Raw genomic sequence first — 21,638 nt, forward strand, 5'->3', positions numbered from 1 at the left:
TAGCTACGAACTCAGTTAGCCAACCTAATCTATTGATTTTGATAGACGAAAATTTTTGGCAGAAATCCAGGAAATTACAAAAACCATACAATCCTTGCACATATAGCCAAGAATAAGCATCCAGTCCGACACGACAAACCCATTAAGTAATATCAGCCATTTGTATATAGCCTCGCGGGATCATGGCCTGAAATCAGAACTGGGGGGACACAAAGCTCGAACCACTGCGCTGGTTCTCGTAGTTCAATTTGATGCGGTTTGCGTCGGCGGCAAAGCGACCGTAACGCACTTCATCAAGTTGGACATCAGCACTGCTGTTGCCCATTTTGAAAGGCTGGCCGTTTTCTGTAGCCTTATAAGCTGCCGTTCCAGCAAGGCCTCCGTTGGAATAAATACGTATGCCAGATGCTGGATCAATCACGGCGACCTGATGCACCCATTGTGTTGATGTAAATAACAATCCACCACCATCAAAACTCAAGCTGGTTTGTCCAAAACCACCATCATCAACTATAAATCTAGGCGGCGTTCCTATGATGAGAGTTGCTGAGTTCGAGGTCATTTCCCAGTATGTTCCACTGGTCCCCCGTGATAGAACTTCTCTCGCTGTCTTAAGCCCCAACAAAGTCAGCCCTGGCTCACGCACCCAGGATTCCACTGTGAACGCCTGATTGCTGGAGTTGAATGAAATATCATAGGGTGCCTGAAGTGCTTCGTTGCCACTGAAGTTTCGACCATAACCGATTAACTTATCCGGATTATCGCCAACACTGCCGCTGATTTGTGCTGCATGGTTTTGGAAGGCAGATGAATCATAAGCGGTGCCTGAGGTGCCCTCGTCAAAGTGCCAGACAGCACCATAATCTTTCCAGAGTTTGGACGGGTTCTGTCGATCAGGCACAGTTCCGTTCTGCACATCGTTGTAGTGCATCACGATGTAATCACCGGAGGAATTACCATCAACCTGCGGCACCAGTACCCACGCATACAACTCTCCACTGGCCCCTACTTCAATTTCATAGGGCAGCCAGGTCAATTGATCTTTATCGGTAAAGCGTATGTCTGCTTTGCTGCCTTGTAATGAACTAACTATTCCAGAAGACACCCTGATCAGCACTGGGAAGTCAGTAACACTACCGGACACATTAGCACCACCACCGGTAGTGTCGAACGAATAGGTTTGGGTGCTATTGAAACTTGGCACTGCACTGGAATCGATACTTGTCTGTACATACAGGATTGCTCCCTCATCTAAGTAGATGTCGTAATTAATTCCGCTCACATTCTGTGTGCCTGTATAGCACCAGCCATCGCCACTTGAAGATACCACGGCATCACTGGACCCACCTTTAACAAACAGAGTGCGGGTTTCTCTTGATAATGACAGCATGGATTTCTGGCTAAGCGTGAGTGTATTGCCGCTATCTGCCAGATCAATCACTTCAATGCCATTAATGATTTCCGGCCCTATTGCGGTAAGATCCAGATTGTTCAGGGTAGTGGTGAATTGCAATGTATCGGTGCCCAACCCGCCCTCTATGTTGTAGAAGGTCGTATCAGCCAGTTGAATCACATCATCCCCTGCGCCCGCTGCAACAGCATCGGCTCCACCGGCGGTTACTATGGTGTCGTTGCCACTGGTGCCCACAAGGTTGTTGGCGCCGCTGTCTCCGGCAAGGCTGGTATTGACGGACTGGCTCAGTTCCCGCCCCCAGATTACAACCGTTTCACCACCGTCAGCACTGGCATTATCACCCAGCGTTGCACCCAATATCAGATCGTTGAATCCATCACCATTTACATCCGCATTTCCGCTGGCCTGAGCCAGACGATCATTTGCAGCAGCACCAATGATTTTAATGCCATCGTTGCTATTCAAAGTGGCCAAATCCACATCAGCCCGTGAGGCCCCGTCTTTACCCATCACCAGATAACCGGCACCAGCGTTTGCGCCACCTTCGCCATTGATATAGGCCCCAAGCAACACATCATCCACACCATCGACATTAAAATCGCCCGCACTGGCCAAGCTGTGAGACATGTTATCAGCGTCGTTTTCTCCGTAGATGGCAAAACCTTCACTGGAAAGCAAAGTGTCTACGTCGATATTTCCATAGGATCCGCCATTGTCACCGTAAATCACGAAGGCCGCGCCGTTACCACTCTTGCCATTAATGCTTTTACCATTGGACGAAACCAGTAAATCGCTAATACCGTCGCCATTGAAATCACCGCCATCAACGGAATGACCGATAATACTCCCCACTTCTGTAGAAGAGATTTTGAAACCGCTGCCCCCGGATAATGTTGCCACATCAATAGCGTTGAAAATCGGGCCCGGCGAGCCAAATATCAGGAAGGATTGACCGCCATTTGACGCCACCGCACCGGAGAAGATCGCACTGACCACGATATCGTCATAACCATCAGCATCGTAATCGCCCACAAAGCGTGCGGACTGACCGAGCTGCCAACCGGCACTGGCCCCATAAATCAGCATGCCATCAGGGCCGGTGGTATCGATCAGATCAAGATCTACATCACCTCGAGTGGCACCCGACTCACCAAATATCAAATAGGCTTTGCCACTATCGGCGCCATTCTCGTCGCTGTATCGGATGCCTACGATCAGGTCATCAATACCATCACCGTTAAAGTCGCCACCAGCATCAATACCCTGACCGTTACCACTAAAATCAGTGAAGGAATCACCAATTCGAGCGCTGGCCTCAGATATTGTAACTCTGAAACCATTACTGCTGCTGAAACTGCTGATATTAACGTCGCTGTTGCTGGCTTGGCCGAAGATGATATAAACGATACCGCCATCACTGGCATAGTTATCCTCCAGCGGTGCAGCAACAAAGATATCGTCGTAGCCGTCATCGTTTATGTCTCCGGCTCCACCGACAGCACCGCCGAGCTTATCCACAGCGGATTGACCAATAATTTTGAATCCATTGGTGCCATTGGTAATGGTAGAGCTGTTGAAATTGGATCGGGTCGATCCAGCTTGCCCATAGACAATATAAGCAACACCCGCAGATCCATTGTTATCCGGCGCACCCGTGACAAAATCTTCAAAGCCATCGCCGTTTACATCACCCACACCATTGACCGCCCAACCAATGTGCTCTCCCGCAGTACTACCCTGCACCTGGAACCCATCACTGCTTGTCATAGTGGCCACATCAATCACATCGGCTGTGATGGCTATGTTTTTATTGGCAGACAGGGAACCTGCCGTTGTCGGAGCCGGTAGCGTAAGATCAGCATTCGCATAGTTTACGCTCCTGATAAGGGCACTATTGAGCACCAGAGAGCTGACATCGACGTAATCGAGATCCGCTGCACCATCACCAAAAGCAACACTGTAGGTGAATTGAAGAGTGGCCGTACCCGTGCCCGATACATAGCCAGCGGTTCGATCCACTCCATCCAGATCAACGTTTATATAGGGCGATGCCAAGGTGACATCAACTGACTCACTGAAGGTGACAGATACGTTAATACTACTACCGACGCCATAGGAACCATCGGCAGTAGAGGATGTTACATTCGTCACCGTAGGCACCGAAACATTAACGCTGACAAAGTTGAGATCCGTTTTAGCGGAAATACCCGCAAAACTGGCACCGCCGCCGTTGACCAGAGCACCAGAATCAATAGTAAGGTAATACCCAGTATTTGGTTCCAGCACATCTGTCTGGGTAATGGTAATAGACGCTGAGCCCGAACCACTCACCTGACCGGAACTTATTGCAATGGTATCCCATACGCTGTCATCACTGGTTTTGTGAATCACTACATTACCGGTATTGGCATACACTGTTTCGTTGAAGTTCAGCGTTAAGGTGGAATTCAGCGCCACTCCAGTAGCTTCGTCTGCCGGAGTGCTGGACGCAATCGCTGTAGCTTGGGTTACGAAGTTCCAGTCAGTGGTGTTGGCTATCCCGGCATAGCTGTTAGCCGCCAAGTCGCCAAAGGCGCTGGCGTCAATTTGCACATAGTAGCCAGTACCACCGTAGAATGTACCGGCAGGATTGACCGTGATGGAACTGGTACCACTGCCCGTGACTCTGGCATCGCCAACCGGAATGGTCTCAAAGGTGCTGTCGTCGCTGCTGCGCTTAATCACGATGTTGCCGCTTTGCACGTAGACGTTGCTATCAAAGTTGAGTACTAAATTGTCGTTGAATCCTACAGTGGTGGCACCATCTGCTGGTGACGTGGTACTCAGTGTTGGATTTGCGGTATCAACTTGCAAGGCAAAACCAGAACTCACTGCTGAAGTGTTATCAGCAGCGTCACTTTGAGTTGCAGTAAGGGTATAGCTGCCGTCGCTTAAGCTGGCGCCCGTGTAATCTGCAGTCCAGACACCACTACCGTTTACGGTAGGCGTCAATATGCTGGAGCCGTCAAGCATCAGGTCCACTACCAGCCCCACTTCTCCGGTGCCGGAAATGATCAGGGTGTTGTCATTGGTAATACCATCGTTGGCACCGCTGTCTGTTGTAATACCCGTAATGGCTGGCGCTGCTGGAGTTGAGCTGTCGACGGTGACGCTGAATGTGGATGACAGTGCCGAAGTATTACCTGCTGTATCCTGAGTGCTCGCGGTAATACTGTATGTACCATCACTCAAGCTGGTGCCGGTGTAATCATAGCTCCAGGCGCCCGCGCCGCTGGCCGTGGTGGTACCGATGGAACCGGCGTCGACAAAGACGGTAACCGTGGAATTAGCCTCGGCGGCACCTGAAAACACCAACGAATTATCGCTGGTAATGCCATCGCTGCTGCCAGTATCGGTGGTGATTGCCGTCACAGCTGGTGCTGCAGGTGCGCTGGAGTCGATCGTGACAGCAAAACCACTGGAAGTCGCCGAGTTATTGGCTGCGGTATCTGTTGCGGTTGCTGAGAAAAGATAACTTCCATCAGAAAGTACCGTACCCGTGTAATCGAACGACCATGCACCACTTCCGTTAGCAGCCACAGTGCCCACAGATATGCCGCCTACCATCAATTCAACTGTACTATTGGCTTCGGCGGTACCCGATATGAGCAGTGTGTTGTCGCTAGTAATGAGATCTCCCAGAATTCCACTGTCCAGGGTGATGGAATCTACGGAAGGTGCCGCAGGTGCGACAACATCGATCGTCAGGTTAAAGGAAGTGGAAGCTACTGAAGTATTGCCGGAGGCATCCTGTGCCGTCGCGGTGATGCTGTAGGCACCATCACTGAACGTGGTGCCGCTGTAGTCGAAGGTCCATACGCCGCTGCCATTGGCAGTGGTGGTGCCTACGGAACTTGCGCCGATGAATATTTCAATAGTGGCATCTGCCTCGGAGGTACCACTGAATAGCAAGGTGTTATCACCGGTGATCAGATCACCTAACACACCCGTATCGGTGGTCATGGCGGTAATAGCAGGTGCTGCAGGCAAACCTGTATCTATGGTAATGGCATACGCAGATGACGCCACCGAGGTATTACCAGATGCATCTTGCGCCGTAGCGGTAATGCTATAAGCACCATCACTCAAGGTAGTGCCGCTGTAGTCGAAGGTCCATACGCCGCTGCCATTGGCAGTGGTGGTGCCTACGGAACTTGCGCCGATGAATATTTCAATGGTGGCATCTGCTTCGGAGGTACCACTGAATAGCAATGTGTTATCGCCGGTGATCAGATCACCTAACACACCCGTATCAGTGGTCATGGCGGTGATAGCAGGGGCTGCTGGCAAACCTGTATCTATGGTAATGGCATACGCAGACGAAGCCACCGAGGTATTACCAGATGCATCTTGCGCCGTAGCGGTAATGCTGTAGGCACCGTCGGATAGCGTGGTGCCGCTGTAATCGAAGGTCCATACACCGCTGCCATTGGCAGTGGTGGTGCCCACCGAACTACCACCGATGAACACTTCAATGGTGGCATCTGCCTCGGAGGTACCGCTGAACAACAAGGTGTTATCACCCGTGATCAAGTCGCCCAACACACCGGTGTCGGTAGTCATGGAAGTAATCGCCGGTACCACTGGCGCAGCAGTATCAATCACCAAATTAAACGCAACCGACATCGGTGACTGCAATCCGGAAATATTTTCAGCCTGCGCAGTAAGAATGTGTACGCCATCCGTTAACACAGTTGCGGTATGGTCGAAGCTCCAGTTTCCAAACATATCTGCAGTGGTTACGCCAACACCAACACCATCGATATAAACATAGACATCGGCGCCTGCATCGGCAGTACCCAGCACTTCCAATGTTGAATCCGCAGTTATGCCGTCAGACGCCAAACCTGTATCCGTTGTTATCCCCGAGATCACAGGCATACTAGGGGGCAACGCATTAATCACAATGTCGAAACCAGGTGAGACTGAAGACTGGTTCCCCGCCAGATCCACAACTTGAGTGGTTACGCTGTAGTTGCCGTTCACCAAAGGCGCGGCACTTAAATCAAGAATCCAATCGCCGCTGGAGTCCACCAGAACCTGGCCGACAGAGGAGCCGTCAACAAACACCTCAACATAATCCCCAGCGTCAGCCGTACCCACTAACTGAATAGCACCAGTAGCTGTCACCCCGTCACCCACTACACCGGTATCCGGCTGTAATGCAATCGACCCAATAGGATTCGGAGCAGCTGTATCAATCATCAGGTTGAACAAAGAAGACCAAGCCGATTGATTGCCTGCGCGGTCGGTCGCCATCAACTGCACGCTATGCGCACCTTCGGACAGGGCAACGACTGAATAATCGAACGACCAGTTGCCGCTCGCATCAGCGGTAGTATTACCCAGAACGGTAGCATCACGGCGTAAACGAATTTGAGCAAAAGGCTCAGAGACGCCATCAAATACCAAACGTGTGTCATTGGTAATGTAATCCGTCGCACTCAGCCCAGAGTCAAGTGAGATATTCAGAACCGAAGGAGCGGCAGGTGGCACCCGGTCAATAACGACAGGGAATTGTGGGGAAATAGCACTTTGCAGAGTCAAAAACGTGGAGTCTGCAGTCAACATATAGCTTCCGTCGGATAAATTGACAGCGCTGTAATCGACAGACCAGTTCCCCTCGCCATCGGCAATACTCGTACCGATAGCCACACTGTTAAGATAGAGGGTGACCGTCATGCTGGGTTCGGCTGTTCCGGTGATGACTAAAGTGCCGTCCGTCGTAAAGCCGTCCCCAGCCACATAGGAATCGTCCGTGATGGAAGAAATGATAGGTGACGCAGGAGCCGTGGGGTCATAGCGAAATGTAAAGGTGCTGGCGGATGCAACGCTCTCACCGGCAGGAGACACCGTAACGAGGTTCACCTCATAACGATCTGGAATCAAAGTGACGACGGTAAAATCGATGCGCCACTCGCCTCGTGAATCCACCACAGTTGACGCGTTCATCACGCCGTTCAACCAAAATTCAAGAATATGCCCTGGCTCGCCTGTGCCTGAGAACGCGACGGTATCATCAATTACCCGCCCTTCACCAAAAGGCACATCATCCGACCACAACGAAACCACGGCCGGTGCTACGTAATCACTGGTCGACGTATTTTCGCCTGCTTCATTCCCTGGATCTACGTTTCCGGTACCGCTGCCATCACCAGACTCCGAATCATTAAACTCCGAGCTGTTGTCTTCTTCCGAGGTACCGGAACTACCTGAATCACTGCTTTCGGTTTGCTCAGAACCACTGCGCGTGTCTGAACCACCGCCTCCACCACCACCGCAAGCGGTGATGAGCAATATGCAACCGAGAACTACCAAATATCGGATCGCACCCAATTGGGACACCCAACCTCCAATCAACTAATTGCTTTATAAGCCCTAAAACACCAGGGAACTATGAATGAAATATAGTCGAGCCCAGAGAAACCGTAGGTCTTGGAGGGTTTTGTATTGCTACTTTTTGTGGCTTGTACGTAGAAAGAGAATCATTCAAGTTTTCAACAGAGGCTACCTAAAAAAAGGAAATAATGCCATTTAAATCATAGCATTACAGAATTCCCGAACAATATTCACACAGCGATTGAATCATTCATCCACGTATGGCCTGTAAATACACGAAGCCTAACACTTTGTTTTTATGAAATAATATTCACCGAAACCAACGCATCATATTTACAAAATCAATACACTATAGGTGCCTTGCAAAATACTGACTATCAGGTCACCACCTCCCCGATTGGAATATTTCATCAATCCTTAATCGTTTTTGTCATTCACAAGCCCTTCTTTTTGAGCAATTATCAAAGCCCCCTTGCACTGATTAACCCCTCAAAATCACATAATAAACTGTGTAAGTTCCACAATTCGACTAACAGGGATAACCAGAAGATGAAGAAAGCACTAGTCACCGGCGCCGCCGGATTTATCGGCTCTCATGTAGTAGATCAACTCACAGCGAAAGGCATCGACGTTCGCGCCGCAGTATTGCCAAACGAGCGCACCCACAACATTGATCACTACCAGCCTGAGATCGTACGAGGTGACATGCTGGATAAAGATTTCGTGAAAGAAATCGTGAAAGATGTAGATACCGTATTCCACCTCGCGGCGGTTTACGCTACCTGGATGCCTGACTGGAAGCCATTATGGGAAGTAAACATGCAAGGCAGCCGAAACGTGCTTTGGGCCTGCATGAACGCAAAAAACGTCAAAAAGGTTGTATACACAAGCTCTTTGTCCGCTATCGGACTGTTACCTGGCCGCGCCGCCTCCAACGAAACAACGCCTTTCAACCAATATGATGCCCTCCCCTACATACTGAGCAAATATCTAAGCCAGCAAGAGGCATTGGATTTCGCCGAGCAAGGGCTGAATTTAACGGTGGTCAATCCTGCCTTTCCATTTGGACCAGGGGATGTAGCGCCAACCCCAACCGGTGGCATTATTATGAAAATGATCGAAGGTGGTGCCCGGTTTTCATTCCCCGGCGGCTTTAACCTGGTCGACGTGCGCGATGTCGCAGCAGGTCACATACTGGCAGCGGAGAAGGGTCGACAAGGAGAGAAATACATTCTGGGCAACGAGAACGTAACAGGTGAGGAATTCAGTAAAATTTGCGCAGAAATCCTGGGCAAATCTGATCGAGTCATACCGTTACCCGGTATGCTAGTGGAAGGTGGTGCTCAGCTGGCACAATTCATTGCAGACAACATCACCCACAGTAAGCCCTATATTATCCCCAAAGAGTTAAAATACGCCTCTCAATTCGCCTTTATGGATTGCAACAAAGCCCGTAAGGAACTGGGATACAATCCAAGGGATGTTCGTATCTCTTTACGTGATTCCATTGCTTGGTTTCAAAGCGCCGAGTTCCAAAACACCCAAACACGTCCAATGCCCTTGAAGACTAGCGTTAATTACTAGCTTTGTAGTGGATTTATAGTACTTGTCTTGTAATATTGCCCTCTCATAAACGTAGGAGGGCAATATTATGTTCGAGGGCATGTTACCAAAAGACTTTTCTCAAGAATTGCTTTTGGAGTGGGGAATCAGCATAGGAATGGCAATTGTTGTCTTCCTGGTTGGTCGTATTGTAATCAACGTCATCGTGAAAATAGCTAAACACGCCATGGAAAAAGGTGGCATGGATGCTCTGCTGGTGAACTTCGTGTCATCCATCATGCGCTGGGTGTTGATGCTGTTTGTCATCATTGCAGCACTGGAGCAGCTCGGCGTAGACACCACCTCCCTGGTCGCCCTGCTGGGTGCCGCCGGTATCGCTGTTGGTTTGGCGTTGAAAGATTCTCTGCAAAACTTCGCTTCTGGTGTAATGCTCATCGTGTTCCGCCCGTTCAAAAACGGGGATTTTGTGGATGCAGGTGGTGTTACCGGTGTTGTTGAGCACATTGGTATATTCACTACCACAATGAAAACTGGCGACAACAAAGAAGTGATCGTTCCGAATGGCCAAGTCTATGGTGGCACTATAACCAACTTCTCCGCTCGCTCTACTCGCCGTGTGGACATGGTAGTAGGTATCGCTTATGACGCCGACATTCGCAAAGCCAAAAACATCCTGCTGGATATTCTTAATGCAGATGAGCGTGTCCTAAAAGATCCTGCACCTGTGGTTGCGGTTTCAGAGCTGGCCGATTCTTCGGTAAACTTTGTGGTTCGCCCATGGGTAAACTCGGGGGATTACTGGGCTGTGCTGTGGGATACCAATGAGAAGGTTAAATATGCGTTCGACGAGGCAGGAATAGGTATTCCGTTCCCTCAGATGGAACTACACGTAAACAAAGCGGAATGATAAAAAAAAGGGTGAAGCTAAGCTTCACCCTTTTTCGTTTTAGTCTACAAGTTGAACGTTCTCAGCCTGAGGGCCTTTCTGCCCCTGAGTTACGTTAAACTGCACTCGCTGACCTTCTGCTAGCGTTTTGAATCCATTACCACTGATCGCACTGAAATGAACAAAAACATCGGGACCGCTATCCTGCTCAATGAAACCAAAACCTTTAGACTCATTGAACCACTTTACTTTGCCTTGAGAGGGGTTTGACATATTTTTTACCTAGCTTTTCATAACTTACTTTACGCGTACCTAAGTACAGTTTACAGCACCTTATCACCAGAATATTACAAATAACGCAGCGGAAGCAGGTCGTTAAATCCAGCCTGAATACCAAAGCAAAAAAAGCGCTTAATTTTGATTATAACCGTGCAACCTTGCCCGTCAACGACATTTACTGCCAATAGCGCCCAATACGGGATGAAGATAGCTCAAAGATAACCTGTTGCCCCCGAACAGGGCATATGAAATCCAATTTGGTTGCAGCAAGATGCAATCCGCCAGGATTTTTGACACCATATAGCGCATCACCGCGCACAGGATGACCAATTTGTGACAAATGTCGGCGTATCTGATGCTTACGCCCAGTCTCAATCGAAACCGAAAGCAAACTGGAATCTTCGTCCACACCGATGATTTCCACTGTACTGACAGCGGCTTTTCCATCTAATGGAGCATCAATACGAGTAACCGACTGAGGTAACTGCCCCTCAACACGGACTAAATAGGATTTATTAATGTCTCGGCCTGAAAAAAGATTGCTCAGTAAACCTGCAGACTTTTTATCATGGGCTACCAGAATCAGACCACAAGCATCACGATCAAGGCGATGAATCAAAAACACATGGCGCTTGCTTCCGAAAGACTGCTCCACCAATCGCAGAATACTGCAGTGATCACCCCAATCGTTTCCCTGAGACAATAAGCCCGGCGGCTTAAACCAAACACTATACTTACTACAATCGGAAATCAGCTCCGGCGGCTCCGGTTTAATAGCAAGCAGGACTGGATCGTAACTGAGTTTTATAGAAGACCCTGAAGGCAAACTTGCGGTCGCTCTTCTCAATCTCTGCCACTTGGCACCAGGCTTTTTTACCTGTACCGCACCGTTAGCCATGGCCACCTTAACGCGCCCTTTTGGTAAGCCCGTCTGCTCAGATAGCCAGTCACAAACATTGCCAACCGGCTCCTTTAAATGAAAGGATTTCTGAACACGCTGAGCGCTTATGTCCCCTACCATTATTCAGCTTATCCCTTCCATAAAATCCAGTGTCGCTTGATCCCTTATCTTCTGACGCGACTGCTCCCACAGTTCGGCAATCTTGTCTTGATTACAACGCTTTCGATCAACAAGCACTCGAGTGTTTAACTCGCCAACCTTTTTACCAGATGGACATTTAGTGAATACCGTTTGGTGGCTGATCACATCCATAAATGGACCTGACTTGCTCGTTGGCATAATGAAAAGCAACTGCAAACCCAACGCATCCGTAAGATAGTTGATTACCTCACGAGAGCGAGTTTCATCCATCTTGGAGAATGCTTCATCAACCAACACCATGCGCAAATGAGTCGATCCTTCATTAAAACGGAAAGCGGAAGTAACCGCAGCAGAACGAATAATATAAGCCGGTGTTTCTAACTGACCACCCGACCCGGTTCCATACTGGCTGAGAGCGATCGGTTGCTTACCTTCGGGCTCCTTATATATATCGTAGCTGCGGTAATTCCGATAATCCGCAATGCGCTGCAATTCGCGCATGGCTTTTTGTTCATCCTCATCCAGCAGCATCGATACCAGTTTATCGCGCACAGACAGCAACGCCTTAGGCACATCCATATCAAACAGGCTTGAACCATCACCAACATTTGGTAAACGGGACACTTCCTTGAAAAAGCGCCAATATTCCTTAAATTCAGGCACCCAATTCCAAGCAAAATAAAAGCGCTCGCGATCTGTTCCAAAGCGGTGAGATTCCAACTCCCTGTTGAGATCCGTCAGCGCACGCTCACCTTCATTAATGGCTTGATAAATACTGTGACAAAGATGACTGACAAAGGTCTCATTAAACCGGTCTTTCAGTTTGGCCAACTGCTCATACTTTTCAACCAGCACGTTATTCTTGAGGCGGTTCGAAATATTATCCACCTCCTGATAGACCTCGTTTATTCGCTTGAAAAAGACAGGCATGTGGAGCGTTTCTATCTGGGGATCATAGATGACTGTGTCGGCTGCATTACAATGTTGATTATGACGCAGTAATGTTTCATAAAGCTCATTGGCTGACCCTGTTAGAATTCGATCATACTGTTGAATTTCATCCTGATAAAAATTCTGATCATTTACAACAAGGGTTTCGTCGGCCTGCTTCAGGGCCGCCTCTGCATCGAACTGAGGATAGAGTTTGGCAATGCCTCTAACGGACATTTCTTTATCTTCTGCAATTTCTATCAGTTTATCTTGGTCATCTGCTATCTTGCGGCAAAGCACCTGCTCTGCGTCATATTCTTGCGCAAGTCGGCCTTTCTCGTTTTCCAGCTGTTTTAAATCAGCCTCTAGCGCCGCGTATTTCTCTTGCAGGGCAAGCAACTCCTGATCCAACACCTTAAATTCACCTGCATCCAAGTCGGCAAGTGTTTTTTCAGTCTGTCGTAGCTTTCTATGCAACACCAGAATTCCCTGCATCAGGGTGGCGTAATCAACTCGACGAATACTTTCGATGGCTTTTAGCAATTGTTGAATGCCTGTCAATTGCTCCTGTGCTGCGTGAGCTTGCTTCAGCAGATCGTTATATTCGTTTTGCTTAGCTGCCGAAGCTTTATCAAGGGCAAATTGTCCGAACACCAATTCACTATCAGGAATATCACAACGCCAAAGACTATAGTTACCTGCCGCAAGACCCTCCCGCGTGATGCCACGGGCTACATTTTTGAGGTCTTGTGCATTATTTACCCGCACCACATTGCCGTAACTGGCTTTAAGATAATACTCAACCGTTTTATGTTGAAATGAGAGAATCTCAACAATCGAGTCAGCGGAATTACTCAAGCGCGCCGCATCTCGCTCGGCTCGAGCGCCCTGCACCACCCGAGCAGCGCTACGCCGTCCTGCCAAATTACGTACTATTGATATTGCGTCAGCCTCGTATTCAGGAGCAACCACAATGCCAAAACGGGCTCCGCCCAGATAACCTTCAATGGCCATTTGCCAGTCGGAATCCAGAACCTCGACATAATCACACAGCACGCGAGGTTCAGCTTTAGGGCATTGTTCACGAATAGCAGCCAAGGCAACTTCCACATGGGCAGGGTAACCGACCTGCCGGGCCTCCAGCTGGCTGATTTCCCGCTCTTTTACCTGAAGTTGTTTTCTGCGAGCCTGAAGATTACGTTCAGTATCCGCCCGCAGCTGTGAAACAAGATCACGCAAAGAGGGTTTGCCGTCATCCAGGGAGCCTTGCAACTCTGCACAAAGCTGATTGTGTAGCTTCTCAACCTCAATGGCCTGATCTAACGAGGATTCCAGTGGCGCAAGGTCCACCCAGTCTTTACCAAAGAGCCCGGCCAGATCGACTTTTGCCGAATGACCTGACTGGATCACATTTTTCAGCTTCTCACGCAGGGATTTCGCTTCCAGAGCGGGCAGGTCAGCCCCCCAGCTCTGCTGCGATAAAAGGCCAGCCAAACTATTGGCAAATCGGATGTTGTCATTGATTTGATGATCCTGAGTCAACAGAGGCTGAGCTTTTTGAGCCAATTCCTGTTGCATCCGTTCAACTTGACGGGTGAGCTTATCTTTTTCATTCAACACCGATACCCCTCGGCGCTGAGCTTCCAAAGCAACGATTTCATCATGGGTTTCCACACGACGCGCTTTGTTTACCTCCAGCCGGTTATCTCGTTCCTTCAATTCATCCAATAGCGATGCTTGTTTTTTCCTTGAAGTTACATAGGCACGCTGCTTGACCTGCAATTGACGCTGAGAATCCTGATAGTGCAGAACCTGTCTTTGTATCCAGGCATCCGTGTAAGTCCGGCAGGCCGCCCTGGAACGCTCCAGAATATCCAGTGATTGGATAATAGAGCGAGATTCCTCTTCCATTCCATGTATGGTTTTCATCAGATCGGAAACTGTGCGAATGGCTTCACCCAAGTCTTTCCGCTCAAGAATCTCATCCGCAACGAATTCGTTGATGCTCTTAACGGGTTTATAGGCCATAAAATTGGCAAAGGTTCGCGCCGCGTGCTTGGCTTCGCGATCCGTAACAGCATCTTTTCGCCCACGGAGTAAACCGTAAAACCTACGCAGGTATGCTCCTTTTTTGTCGTATACCTCAACGGCGGCTTTTTGGTACTCCCGACGCAGCAAATCAACAACGTCCGTCATCGGCACCACATGCTTACCGTCTTGATACTGGCGCACGAACTGATCCAAACGTAGCGTCTCACCTGGCACACACAAGAACAACAATTGATCCTGGCGAGCCTGTCGCTGTTGCCCGGCACTATCCAAATGTGCTCGCGCAGCCAGCACCACGCTGAATTCTTCGCCTTGCTCCCCTGCACTTGGTGTAAATACACCCACCAGATAGGCATCGGTTTGTTGAGGTCGGGCGTAACTACCGTCATCACAACCAAGCACGTATGACGCTAATGTTCGCACTTGCTTTCCGCCACGGCCACGCTGTGTGGTTTCGTCTTGCCCTGGGTTGTAGTTGAATAGGTTCTCATGGGCCGCGGTCATCAGCGTTTGGATACCGTCAGCCGCTGTGGTTTTACCCGAGCCATTGCCACCAGAAAACAGATTCACTCGGCCAAATTCCACTTCCATCTGCGGAATATTACCCCAGTTAACATAAATCATTTTCTTTAAATACATGGCTTATTCGGCCTCTTCATGACGGGTAAACAATGTAGACTCTACCGCCCCACCCTCACCTGCACCGTTTTCATCGGATGCTGGCAAGTCCTGGCGAATCTGCTGTAGAACCGCCTCACTGACAAAACTGGTAATGGAAGGTCTGATCTTGAGCCAGGCATCATCTGTGCTCTCTTCTGCGCTAGAGATGAAGCGGATCAGTCGCAACTGGCGAATACGACGAAACAGCTGGGTGCGTTCAGTTTTCTTCTCTGGCAATGAGCGATTCAACAAGTTGCGCATCGCAATACCAAACCCTTCGAGTGAAAGCAGAACACAACCTTGGTCGTCAACCTGCCCCTCACGCAATGCTTTATCGTATTCAGCCCGTAACACCAATACTGCGGCGATCTCCTGTTGTGACAGTGTTGCGCGCAAGCCACCGGCGAAGGGCTGGTTGTCATCGTCAGGCAGCCCAGGTACTTTGGCCCCTGGGGGAAACACGCGAACAAACCCAAAACGGGTGTCATGTTGAATCCGAACATGCAGTGGGCTTAAGTAGTCGAGCACCAGTTCCTCGAGCTGTACGAATCGATCGTACAACAGGGTTTCTATTTGGCTCTCATCCCGGCTTAGCACGCCGTAATCCATCAAACGGATCAACAGTTCACTGAATTCATCCATTGAAAAGCGTTTTGTAATCAACGCCTGCTGCAATTGTTCGGTCAATTTCATAAGTCTAGGAATCGGTTTCTTGTTGCGGTTTTTTTATCAATTCAATGTCAAACACATCAAAGGAATCAAAAAACTCATTGGAAGCAGTTTCGCCCGTAGGTGAAACAACAAACTGGTAATCACTATCCACCGCCTGATAAGAGGCCGTCTCGATAGCATGGGACATCGCCAATACGTCACGTGCAGTTCGCAAAGGAAGATCCCGAGTGCTGACCTTATTAGTACCAATCATGGCCGTAATCAGGTAATCATGTAGACCTTCATTATGCGTGATAAAAGCCTGATCCAGTTTCTGCTGGGTATCCACTTCACGTAATGCCGATTCATCCACCTCGCCTGCATCATCAATTCGAGTGTATAGCACACGTTCCTCACGCTTCATCTGCAACCTTAGCTGATCAGGGTCCAACCATCTAAAATGCAAACCAGCTAACTGTGTACCCGCACGCTCCAGCACCTGGTTCTGCCGATCGCTATCCAGTTGCGCCAGCTCCCGGCACACGTCCACTACGCTGTTGTCACGTTGACTGGTCAGGTATGAAAGCTGTCGAATAATAATGTCCGCCCGCTTGGTGAAACTCTGCAACGCTCGGCGCAGGGCAGGCAACATCAAATCGGCGGCATTACGCATGCGAATTTCGATGGCATCCAACACAAAGTACAGAACCGATTGATTGGGGTGCACCAGTTCCGGTGCCAGTTCTCTGAGCTTTAGCTCAGCCTCTCGCTTGAATTCCTTGCGTTTACGACGGATTTTATCAATAACCGTTTGAATAGCATCGCGGTGTTTTTCGACGCTATCGGCAGACAGGCGGATAGAAACATCCGGCTGAAAACGCTTTTCCATAAAATCAAAAAAGTGGTCGGTCGCCTGCTGTACCAAAAGCTGGGTTTCTACTTGACGTACCAGCTCCCGTTTACGTTCTTCCAACTCTGCAATTACGTCGCTGAAGTCGCTGATGATCCGTTCGGAATATTCATAGGCATCCATCAGGTCGTGCACTTCGCCCCTGGATAAAAATGCCTCCAGGGCGTTAAGTGTATTGCGGGTATTGCGATGGCGGGTACGTACCGATGCTGTGCCCATTTCAGCAAGGCTCTGGGTGAACATGCGCCCTATGCGGGTAAACGGGAATGTGCTTTGCAAGGTGGCTTGATCCACTTGCTTTTCGATCCAGCCGTATTCCAATAACTGGTTGAGAATCCAGCTGGCCTGTTCACGCTCGGATTTAAAGCGGGTTTCATTGCCGTAATCACCCGAATCCAACTGCGGGGCACGAGCAAGGGCTTCTTCGAAGATTTCGATGATCTGATCGCGCTGCAGGGATTCGCCGTAGTCGGCGCGCGCGCTGTACAAGCGCTCGTACAATAGGCGCAAGCACTCAAGGATTTGTTCGCGGTATTTGCTGGTCAGCGGTCGAAAAAACTGATTGCGTTCTTCACTAAAAAACATAGGTGGGCGCTTGCTGCATCGCTCTTATCATAAGCTGTTTATCATAGGTGCTATGCCGCAAAGCGCCAATCTTTATTACTCGATAATGATGGATATCTGCCTAGATTTTGTAGTTCTCGTTAAGGTATTTAAGTATGTCCGCAGATTCAAACAGATCCTGGCCTGTATTTGGATCGATCAGGTAAGGCACCTGTACATTTCCATGCTCCGCCAGAAACGCAGAGCGCTTGGTATTTGGCAAAGGTTTGTATTCACCCAAATGCAGGCGGAAGTTAGATGGCCCAATGTCGGCCCGCTGCTGCTTACCAATATTGACTAATTTATAGGGGATCTCCAGTTCGCACAGTCGCTCCCGCACCGGCCGCGAATAGGGGCTGGACTCAAAGCTGTAAAGGGTCATGTCCTGGGTGGCAGGCTTGGAAGAATCGGCATCCAGCCCATGAGAGCCGCGCACGGTTGTCGCCAGCCGGGACTTAATAACGTTCGCCGGTGTCGCCTTTAACTGCTCCGGCATAATGCGATCACTGTATTGCTTGAACAAATATTGAATAATCGCATCGCTTCCGCCCAACTTGGTTCCGGTATTGGGATCCACCAGATAGGGCACTTGATCTGATCCACTGATATCCATCAATCGCTGGGAGAATCGGGTACCACCCAAGGGAACCGGTACAATGCGCACATCCAGGTTGAGTTCTGTCAGGGCTTCCCGTACAAACCGGCAATGGGCGCAACCTTCACGGTCGAACAGCTCTGGAAGCATGGCGGGCTGCTGCACGGTTCTGCTGGCATTGGTTCCGCGCCAACCCCGTATAGTCGACGCCAACACCGATGAACCTACTAATTTTGCTCTGTTGATGCTGATTGCCATCTCTCGCCCCTTGTATTCTAGGTTGTAACTAAATCAATCTGTTTAATTTGGTGCGCAGTATGAAACCAATTTAGAGCCCATTCAAGGCATCCGTATAGGGATATCAAATTGAGATCTATGTCTACCCCCGTAAAAATCGCCTAAGCAACAGGCGATTTAATAAGCAGGATTAACAAAATGTAACAGACACAATCGAAACGGTCGCGCTACTGTTAAGGGGATTTAAAACTTCGGCACAACGGGGGCAATAGACATGGATCGAGATTCGAACACATCCTCAGTTATCGACTACCGCCTTGCGCACCGGTTAACCCGCCGCCATGACATCGCATTTCTGCGAGAACTGAGTAAAACCAAAGACTCAGAACAAGTGTTAATTTCTCCCGATACCCAGAAATGGTTAAATGATAGCCAGTGCAGTGCCTTCGATATTATCGGAAAGTTGCATGTGCTATTGGAAGTGAACAAGAACGAAAAGAAACGCCACTTTGGGTTTCAATATCGCAATCAGGCAATGGCGTTTCAGATTGTGTATATTGACACCGCTGCCTGGAACAAGCGTCTTTATCGTGAGCGACAAACCGGAGAAAACTGCCGAAAAGTTCAGCGCATGCTGCACCTTTTCCTGTTTGATGAAATCCACCTTTCCAAGGCCCAGCGGTTACAAATCGTTCGCGACATGATGCTTGAACACGAACCAGCAAACGAGCTTGCATAGCCCTGCCCGGGCGAAGTAATTGCCTCCCTCTTTTTACAAACCGATCGACTACGCACTAAACTCAAGCCCTACGCAATAAACTTTGGGGTGGTGGGGCATGACAAAAATTACCGGTCGACTTCTTTTCGGGTTTCTATTCGTTTCAATTTTCTTTACCAGCGGCTGTCGCAATCAGGAATACGAGATTGTGCTGCCTATCAAGAATGCGCGCTATATCGATCAACTACCGCAACGGGTTTTGATTCGCGCCAATGCCATGCCAGATCGCATCACCTTGAATGGTGTTCCGGTACATCATCTATTCGCATTCTCTGATGGCCAGGCTATAGCGAGTGGCATCGACCTCGCCCCTTATCTGACGCAAGGCCAAAACAATATCGCGGTTGATCCTCACCAGTTTGGCCCCAGACGGTTCTTCTACTTTGATAACGAAGGCCCGCGCGTGGTCATCACCGAGGCCCTGCCGGGTGATCTGGTGACGGTTCGCGGTGTTCTGATTGATCCGTCCGGCGGCTATTCTGTGGCAGTCAACGGCGTCATGGCCAGCTTAGGGGAAAACAATGCCTTTGAAGCACAGGTTTCACCTAGCCAGGTCTACACGTTTGCCACTGAAGATTCTTATGCCCAGGTGGCAACTCATCATTACGCTGACCGCGCCACCGTGCTGAACGATATAGTGAAGCTGGACGTGGACGAAGACACCATCAATGAGCTGGTGCCCTTCGCTCAGGAGCTGGCCGAAGAGCAAAACCTGGCTGCCCTGCTGGGTTCGGCCAACGCCAACACGCTATTTAACGAATCCGTATCAATCGGCCTTGGGCGATACGTGATCGTGGAGGAAATCTGTGTCAGGGTCTGTGTGCCTTTCACCGACATATGCAGACGAGAATGTACACCAGAAGTAGCCATCGGCCCTCTCAACGTTGACCTTATCTCGGTTCGAGCCACCCTCACAGACCTGTCTTTCGAAGAACTGGATATCAGCGATCTAGACCTCAAGTCCGGCTCTGGCTGGGACGGCATCGGTCTGGATGCAGAGCTGCGCAACACCGACTTGGGCGTGAATGTTCAAACCAGTCTGCTCAGTTTTAACTCAGATGAGTCGAGGTTGATGGATCTTCTTGGCATCAGCACATCAGGGCTGAATCTGAGCTTTAACGGGGGGATCCACATCAACCGCCTACGCCTGGCGGCGGATTTCGGTCTGGAAGCTGAAAACGGTGATGTCGATGTTAGCGTTCAATCCATCAATGCCATTGGCCTGGGCAGTGCCGACAGTGACTTCAACTTGAACATACCCATCCCCTCGGCCATCGCGAACTTCGGTCAGGGGCTGGGTGGTGCGGTCATTAATTTGATTGAGGATGGAATAGAAGCCGCACGGGATCTAATTGTAGACCTGTTGCTGGGTAAACTGGTGCCACTGATTGCCAATCTAATCATCGACCCTTTGATCAATGAGCTGCAGATCCGCTTAGGTGCCACGGTTAACAATGGCGCCTTACTGACGGTGCTGGTGGGAATACAAGACATTGATGTGATCAATGACAACCGCATGACTCTCTCGCTCATGGGGCGCATTGGCACAGAAACCACGGAACTGGAACCCGGTGAAGTGGAATTGGGGGTCAACCTAGGCTTTCCGGATGTGTTGCAGCTGGATGACCATATCTTCCCGGATCTGCTCGGCATCCCTCAAAACCTCGGGCCCGCACCCGGCCTGACCCCCAACATGCTGGGCTTCCGTTTCACGCCTACCGGTGTCCCCGCTGCAGATGCCAACGCCAACCTTGGGCTGGTCGTGAACAGCAACATCATCAACCAAGCCTTACTGGCAATCTATGAGGCAGGCATTCTCTCCCCTACTGTCCCGATTCTGGATGAACTCACAGAAACCGGTGGCTATTTCATCACCACAATGGAAAACGCCAACACCCGTATCATCATGTCACCAAAAACCGTACCAGAGCTCACCTTTCGCGGTAACACCAACTCGGTTGCCTACCTGACAGTTGATCAATTCGAGATCATCTATCAAGTAAGAAACGAAACTGAGCAATGGGAAACCTCAAGCAGTATTCAGTTCAATATGGAAGCGCCAGTGCAACTCTCAACCGACGGTAATGCTGGATTGGCATTAGCGCTCATTAGCCCCGAGATCGACATAACCCTGGATCTTGGCCACTGGTTTGACTATCGCCTGCAGTTTCCACCAAAGCTGTTTTTTGCCCGAGCCATCGCGGCTGTGATCTTAGAACAGATTAACCGTGGCCTGACTCTGGTACAGCTGCCCAGTAGCATTCAACTCAGCTACGACGACAGCACATTGCAAGTAATACCTGAAAGCGTAAGAACGGTCGGTGAACCACGCCACCACTTTGGACTCAGTGCGAGTTTCGACGCACTCTAATATCTATATAAAGCGGGCTGTAGCAAGTCAGAAGACTTATGCAGCCCACTCTGTGCAGATTTGCTTAATGTGAGGCACCCTCAAAACAATCGGCAAAGCCAACCCACAGCGAAACGGTGCGAAACAGAAAGGGGGAAATGAATTACTTGAAGAGTTTCAATAAGATAGGATGAAATCTGGCGGTCAGGGAGGGATTCGAACCCTCGATACGCTATGAACGTATACACGCTTTCCAGGCGTGCTCCTTCAACCGCTCGGACACCTGACCAGACCCGAATAACGCATACACGCC

Annotated in this window: 11 protein-coding genes and 1 tRNA gene; 4 read left to right on the forward strand and 8 right to left on the reverse strand. The window is 49.7% G+C overall.

The window, feature by feature from the left end; translation table 11 throughout:
* Window positions 1-193 precede the first annotated feature (193 nt).
* Window positions 194-7,798, reverse strand: coding sequence for an Ig-like domain-containing protein (locus tag Kalk_RS02415; RefSeq protein WP_101892690.1), 7,605 nt, complete (start codon window positions 7,796-7,798; stop codon window positions 194-196).
* 543 nt (window positions 7,799-8,341) lie between these two features.
* Here Kalk_RS02415 and Kalk_RS02420 point away from each other — a divergent pair.
* Entirely contained in the window at window positions 8,342-9,376 is a 1,035-nt protein-coding gene (locus Kalk_RS02420) for an SDR family oxidoreductase (protein WP_101892691.1), read from the forward strand.
* Window positions 9,377-9,455: 79 nt separating this feature from the next.
* Window positions 9,456-10,262, forward strand: coding sequence for a mechanosensitive ion channel family protein (locus Kalk_RS02425; protein WP_199768055.1), 807 nt, complete (start codon window positions 9,456-9,458; stop codon window positions 10,260-10,262).
* A 39-nt stretch (window positions 10,263-10,301) separates the two neighbouring features.
* Here the strand turns inward: Kalk_RS02425 and Kalk_RS02430 are convergent, their stop codons facing one another.
* The 6 genes from Kalk_RS02430 to Kalk_RS02455 all read right to left on the reverse strand — a co-directional run bounded on the left by Kalk_RS02430 (window position 10,302) and on the right by Kalk_RS02455 (window position 18,218).
* Window positions 10,302-10,514, reverse strand: a complete 213-nt coding sequence (locus tag Kalk_RS02430) for a cold-shock protein (protein WP_101892693.1) — start codon at window positions 10,512-10,514, stop codon at window positions 10,302-10,304.
* Window positions 10,515-10,695: 181 nt separating this feature from the next.
* Window positions 10,696-11,541: an RluA family pseudouridine synthase gene (locus Kalk_RS02435; RefSeq protein ID WP_101892694.1), complete on the reverse strand. Its 846-nt coding sequence runs from the start codon at window positions 11,539-11,541 to the stop codon at window positions 10,696-10,698.
* 3 nt (window positions 11,542-11,544) lie between these two features.
* Window positions 11,545-15,180 (reverse strand): ATP-binding protein, encoded by a 3,636-nt coding sequence (locus tag Kalk_RS02440; protein WP_101892695.1) that lies wholly within the window; start codon window positions 15,178-15,180, stop codon window positions 11,545-11,547.
* 3 nt (window positions 15,181-15,183) lie between these two features.
* Window positions 15,184-15,894 carry a DUF4194 domain-containing protein gene (locus tag Kalk_RS02445; protein WP_101892696.1) on the reverse strand — a complete coding sequence of 237 codons (711 nt, stop codon included), beginning with the start codon at window positions 15,892-15,894 and terminating at the stop codon, window positions 15,184-15,186.
* Window positions 15,895-15,898: 4 nt separating this feature from the next.
* Window positions 15,899-17,347 carry a Wadjet anti-phage system protein JetA family protein gene (locus tag Kalk_RS02450; RefSeq protein WP_101892697.1) on the reverse strand — a complete coding sequence of 483 codons (1,449 nt, stop codon included), beginning with the start codon at window positions 17,345-17,347 and terminating at the stop codon, window positions 15,899-15,901.
* A gap of 100 nt (window positions 17,348-17,447) precedes the next feature.
* Window positions 17,448-18,218 (reverse strand): glutathione S-transferase N-terminal domain-containing protein, encoded by a 771-nt coding sequence (locus tag Kalk_RS02455; RefSeq protein ID WP_101892698.1) that lies wholly within the window; start codon window positions 18,216-18,218, stop codon window positions 17,448-17,450.
* Window positions 18,219-18,471: 253 nt separating this feature from the next.
* On the opposite strand from Kalk_RS02455, the gene Kalk_RS02460 reads away from it, so the two are divergent.
* Both Kalk_RS02460 and Kalk_RS02465 read left to right on the forward strand, forming a co-directional pair.
* Complete coding sequence (locus Kalk_RS02460) at window positions 18,472-18,936, forward strand: hypothetical protein (RefSeq protein WP_101892699.1); 465 nt, start codon at window positions 18,472-18,474, stop codon at window positions 18,934-18,936.
* A 97-nt stretch (window positions 18,937-19,033) separates the two neighbouring features.
* A complete protein-coding gene (locus Kalk_RS02465; RefSeq protein WP_101892700.1) occupies window positions 19,034-21,346 on the forward strand; it encodes a hypothetical protein in 2,313 nt (770 codons plus the stop codon).
* A 177-nt stretch (window positions 21,347-21,523) separates the two neighbouring features.
* Here Kalk_RS02465 and Kalk_RS02470 read toward each other — a convergent pair.
* Window positions 21,524-21,614 (reverse strand) — tRNA-Ser (locus Kalk_RS02470).
* Window positions 21,615-21,638 lie beyond the last annotated feature (24 nt).

The sequence above is a fragment of the Ketobacter alkanivorans genome (assembly GCF_002863865.1).
In the GTDB taxonomy this organism is placed as follows: domain Bacteria; phylum Pseudomonadota; class Gammaproteobacteria; order Pseudomonadales; family Ketobacteraceae; genus Ketobacter; species Ketobacter alkanivorans.

Bases quoted from the DNA above. Each gene is read 5' to 3' on its own strand.
- Kalk_RS02420 (WP_101892691.1), top strand. From the start codon at position 8,342: ATGAAGAAAGCACTAGTCACCGGCGCCGCCGGATTTATCGGCTCTCAT.
- Kalk_RS02425 (WP_199768055.1), top strand. From the start codon at position 9,456: ATGTTACCAAAAGACTTTTCTCAAGAATTGCTTTTGGAGTGGGGAATC.
- Kalk_RS02430 (WP_101892693.1), bottom strand. From the start codon at position 10,514: ATGTCAAACCCCTCTCAAGGCAAAGTAAAGTGGTTCAATGAGTCTAAA.
- Kalk_RS02435 (WP_101892694.1), bottom strand. From the start codon at position 11,541: ATGGTAGGGGACATAAGCGCTCAGCGTGTTCAGAAATCCTTTCATTTA.
- Kalk_RS02440 (WP_101892695.1), bottom strand. From the start codon at position 15,180: ATGTATTTAAAGAAAATGATTTATGTTAACTGGGGTAATATTCCGCAG.
- Kalk_RS02445 (WP_101892696.1), bottom strand. From the start codon at position 15,894: ATGAAATTGACCGAACAATTGCAGCAGGCGTTGATTACAAAACGCTTT.
- Kalk_RS02450 (WP_101892697.1), bottom strand. From the start codon at position 17,347: ATGTTTTTTAGTGAAGAACGCAATCAGTTTTTTCGACCGCTGACCAGC.
- Kalk_RS02455 (WP_101892698.1), bottom strand. From the start codon at position 18,218: ATGGCAATCAGCATCAACAGAGCAAAATTAGTAGGTTCATCGGTGTTG.
- Kalk_RS02460 (WP_101892699.1), top strand. From the start codon at position 18,472: ATGGATCGAGATTCGAACACATCCTCAGTTATCGACTACCGCCTTGCG.
- Kalk_RS02465 (WP_101892700.1), top strand. From the start codon at position 19,034: ATGACAAAAATTACCGGTCGACTTCTTTTCGGGTTTCTATTCGTTTCA.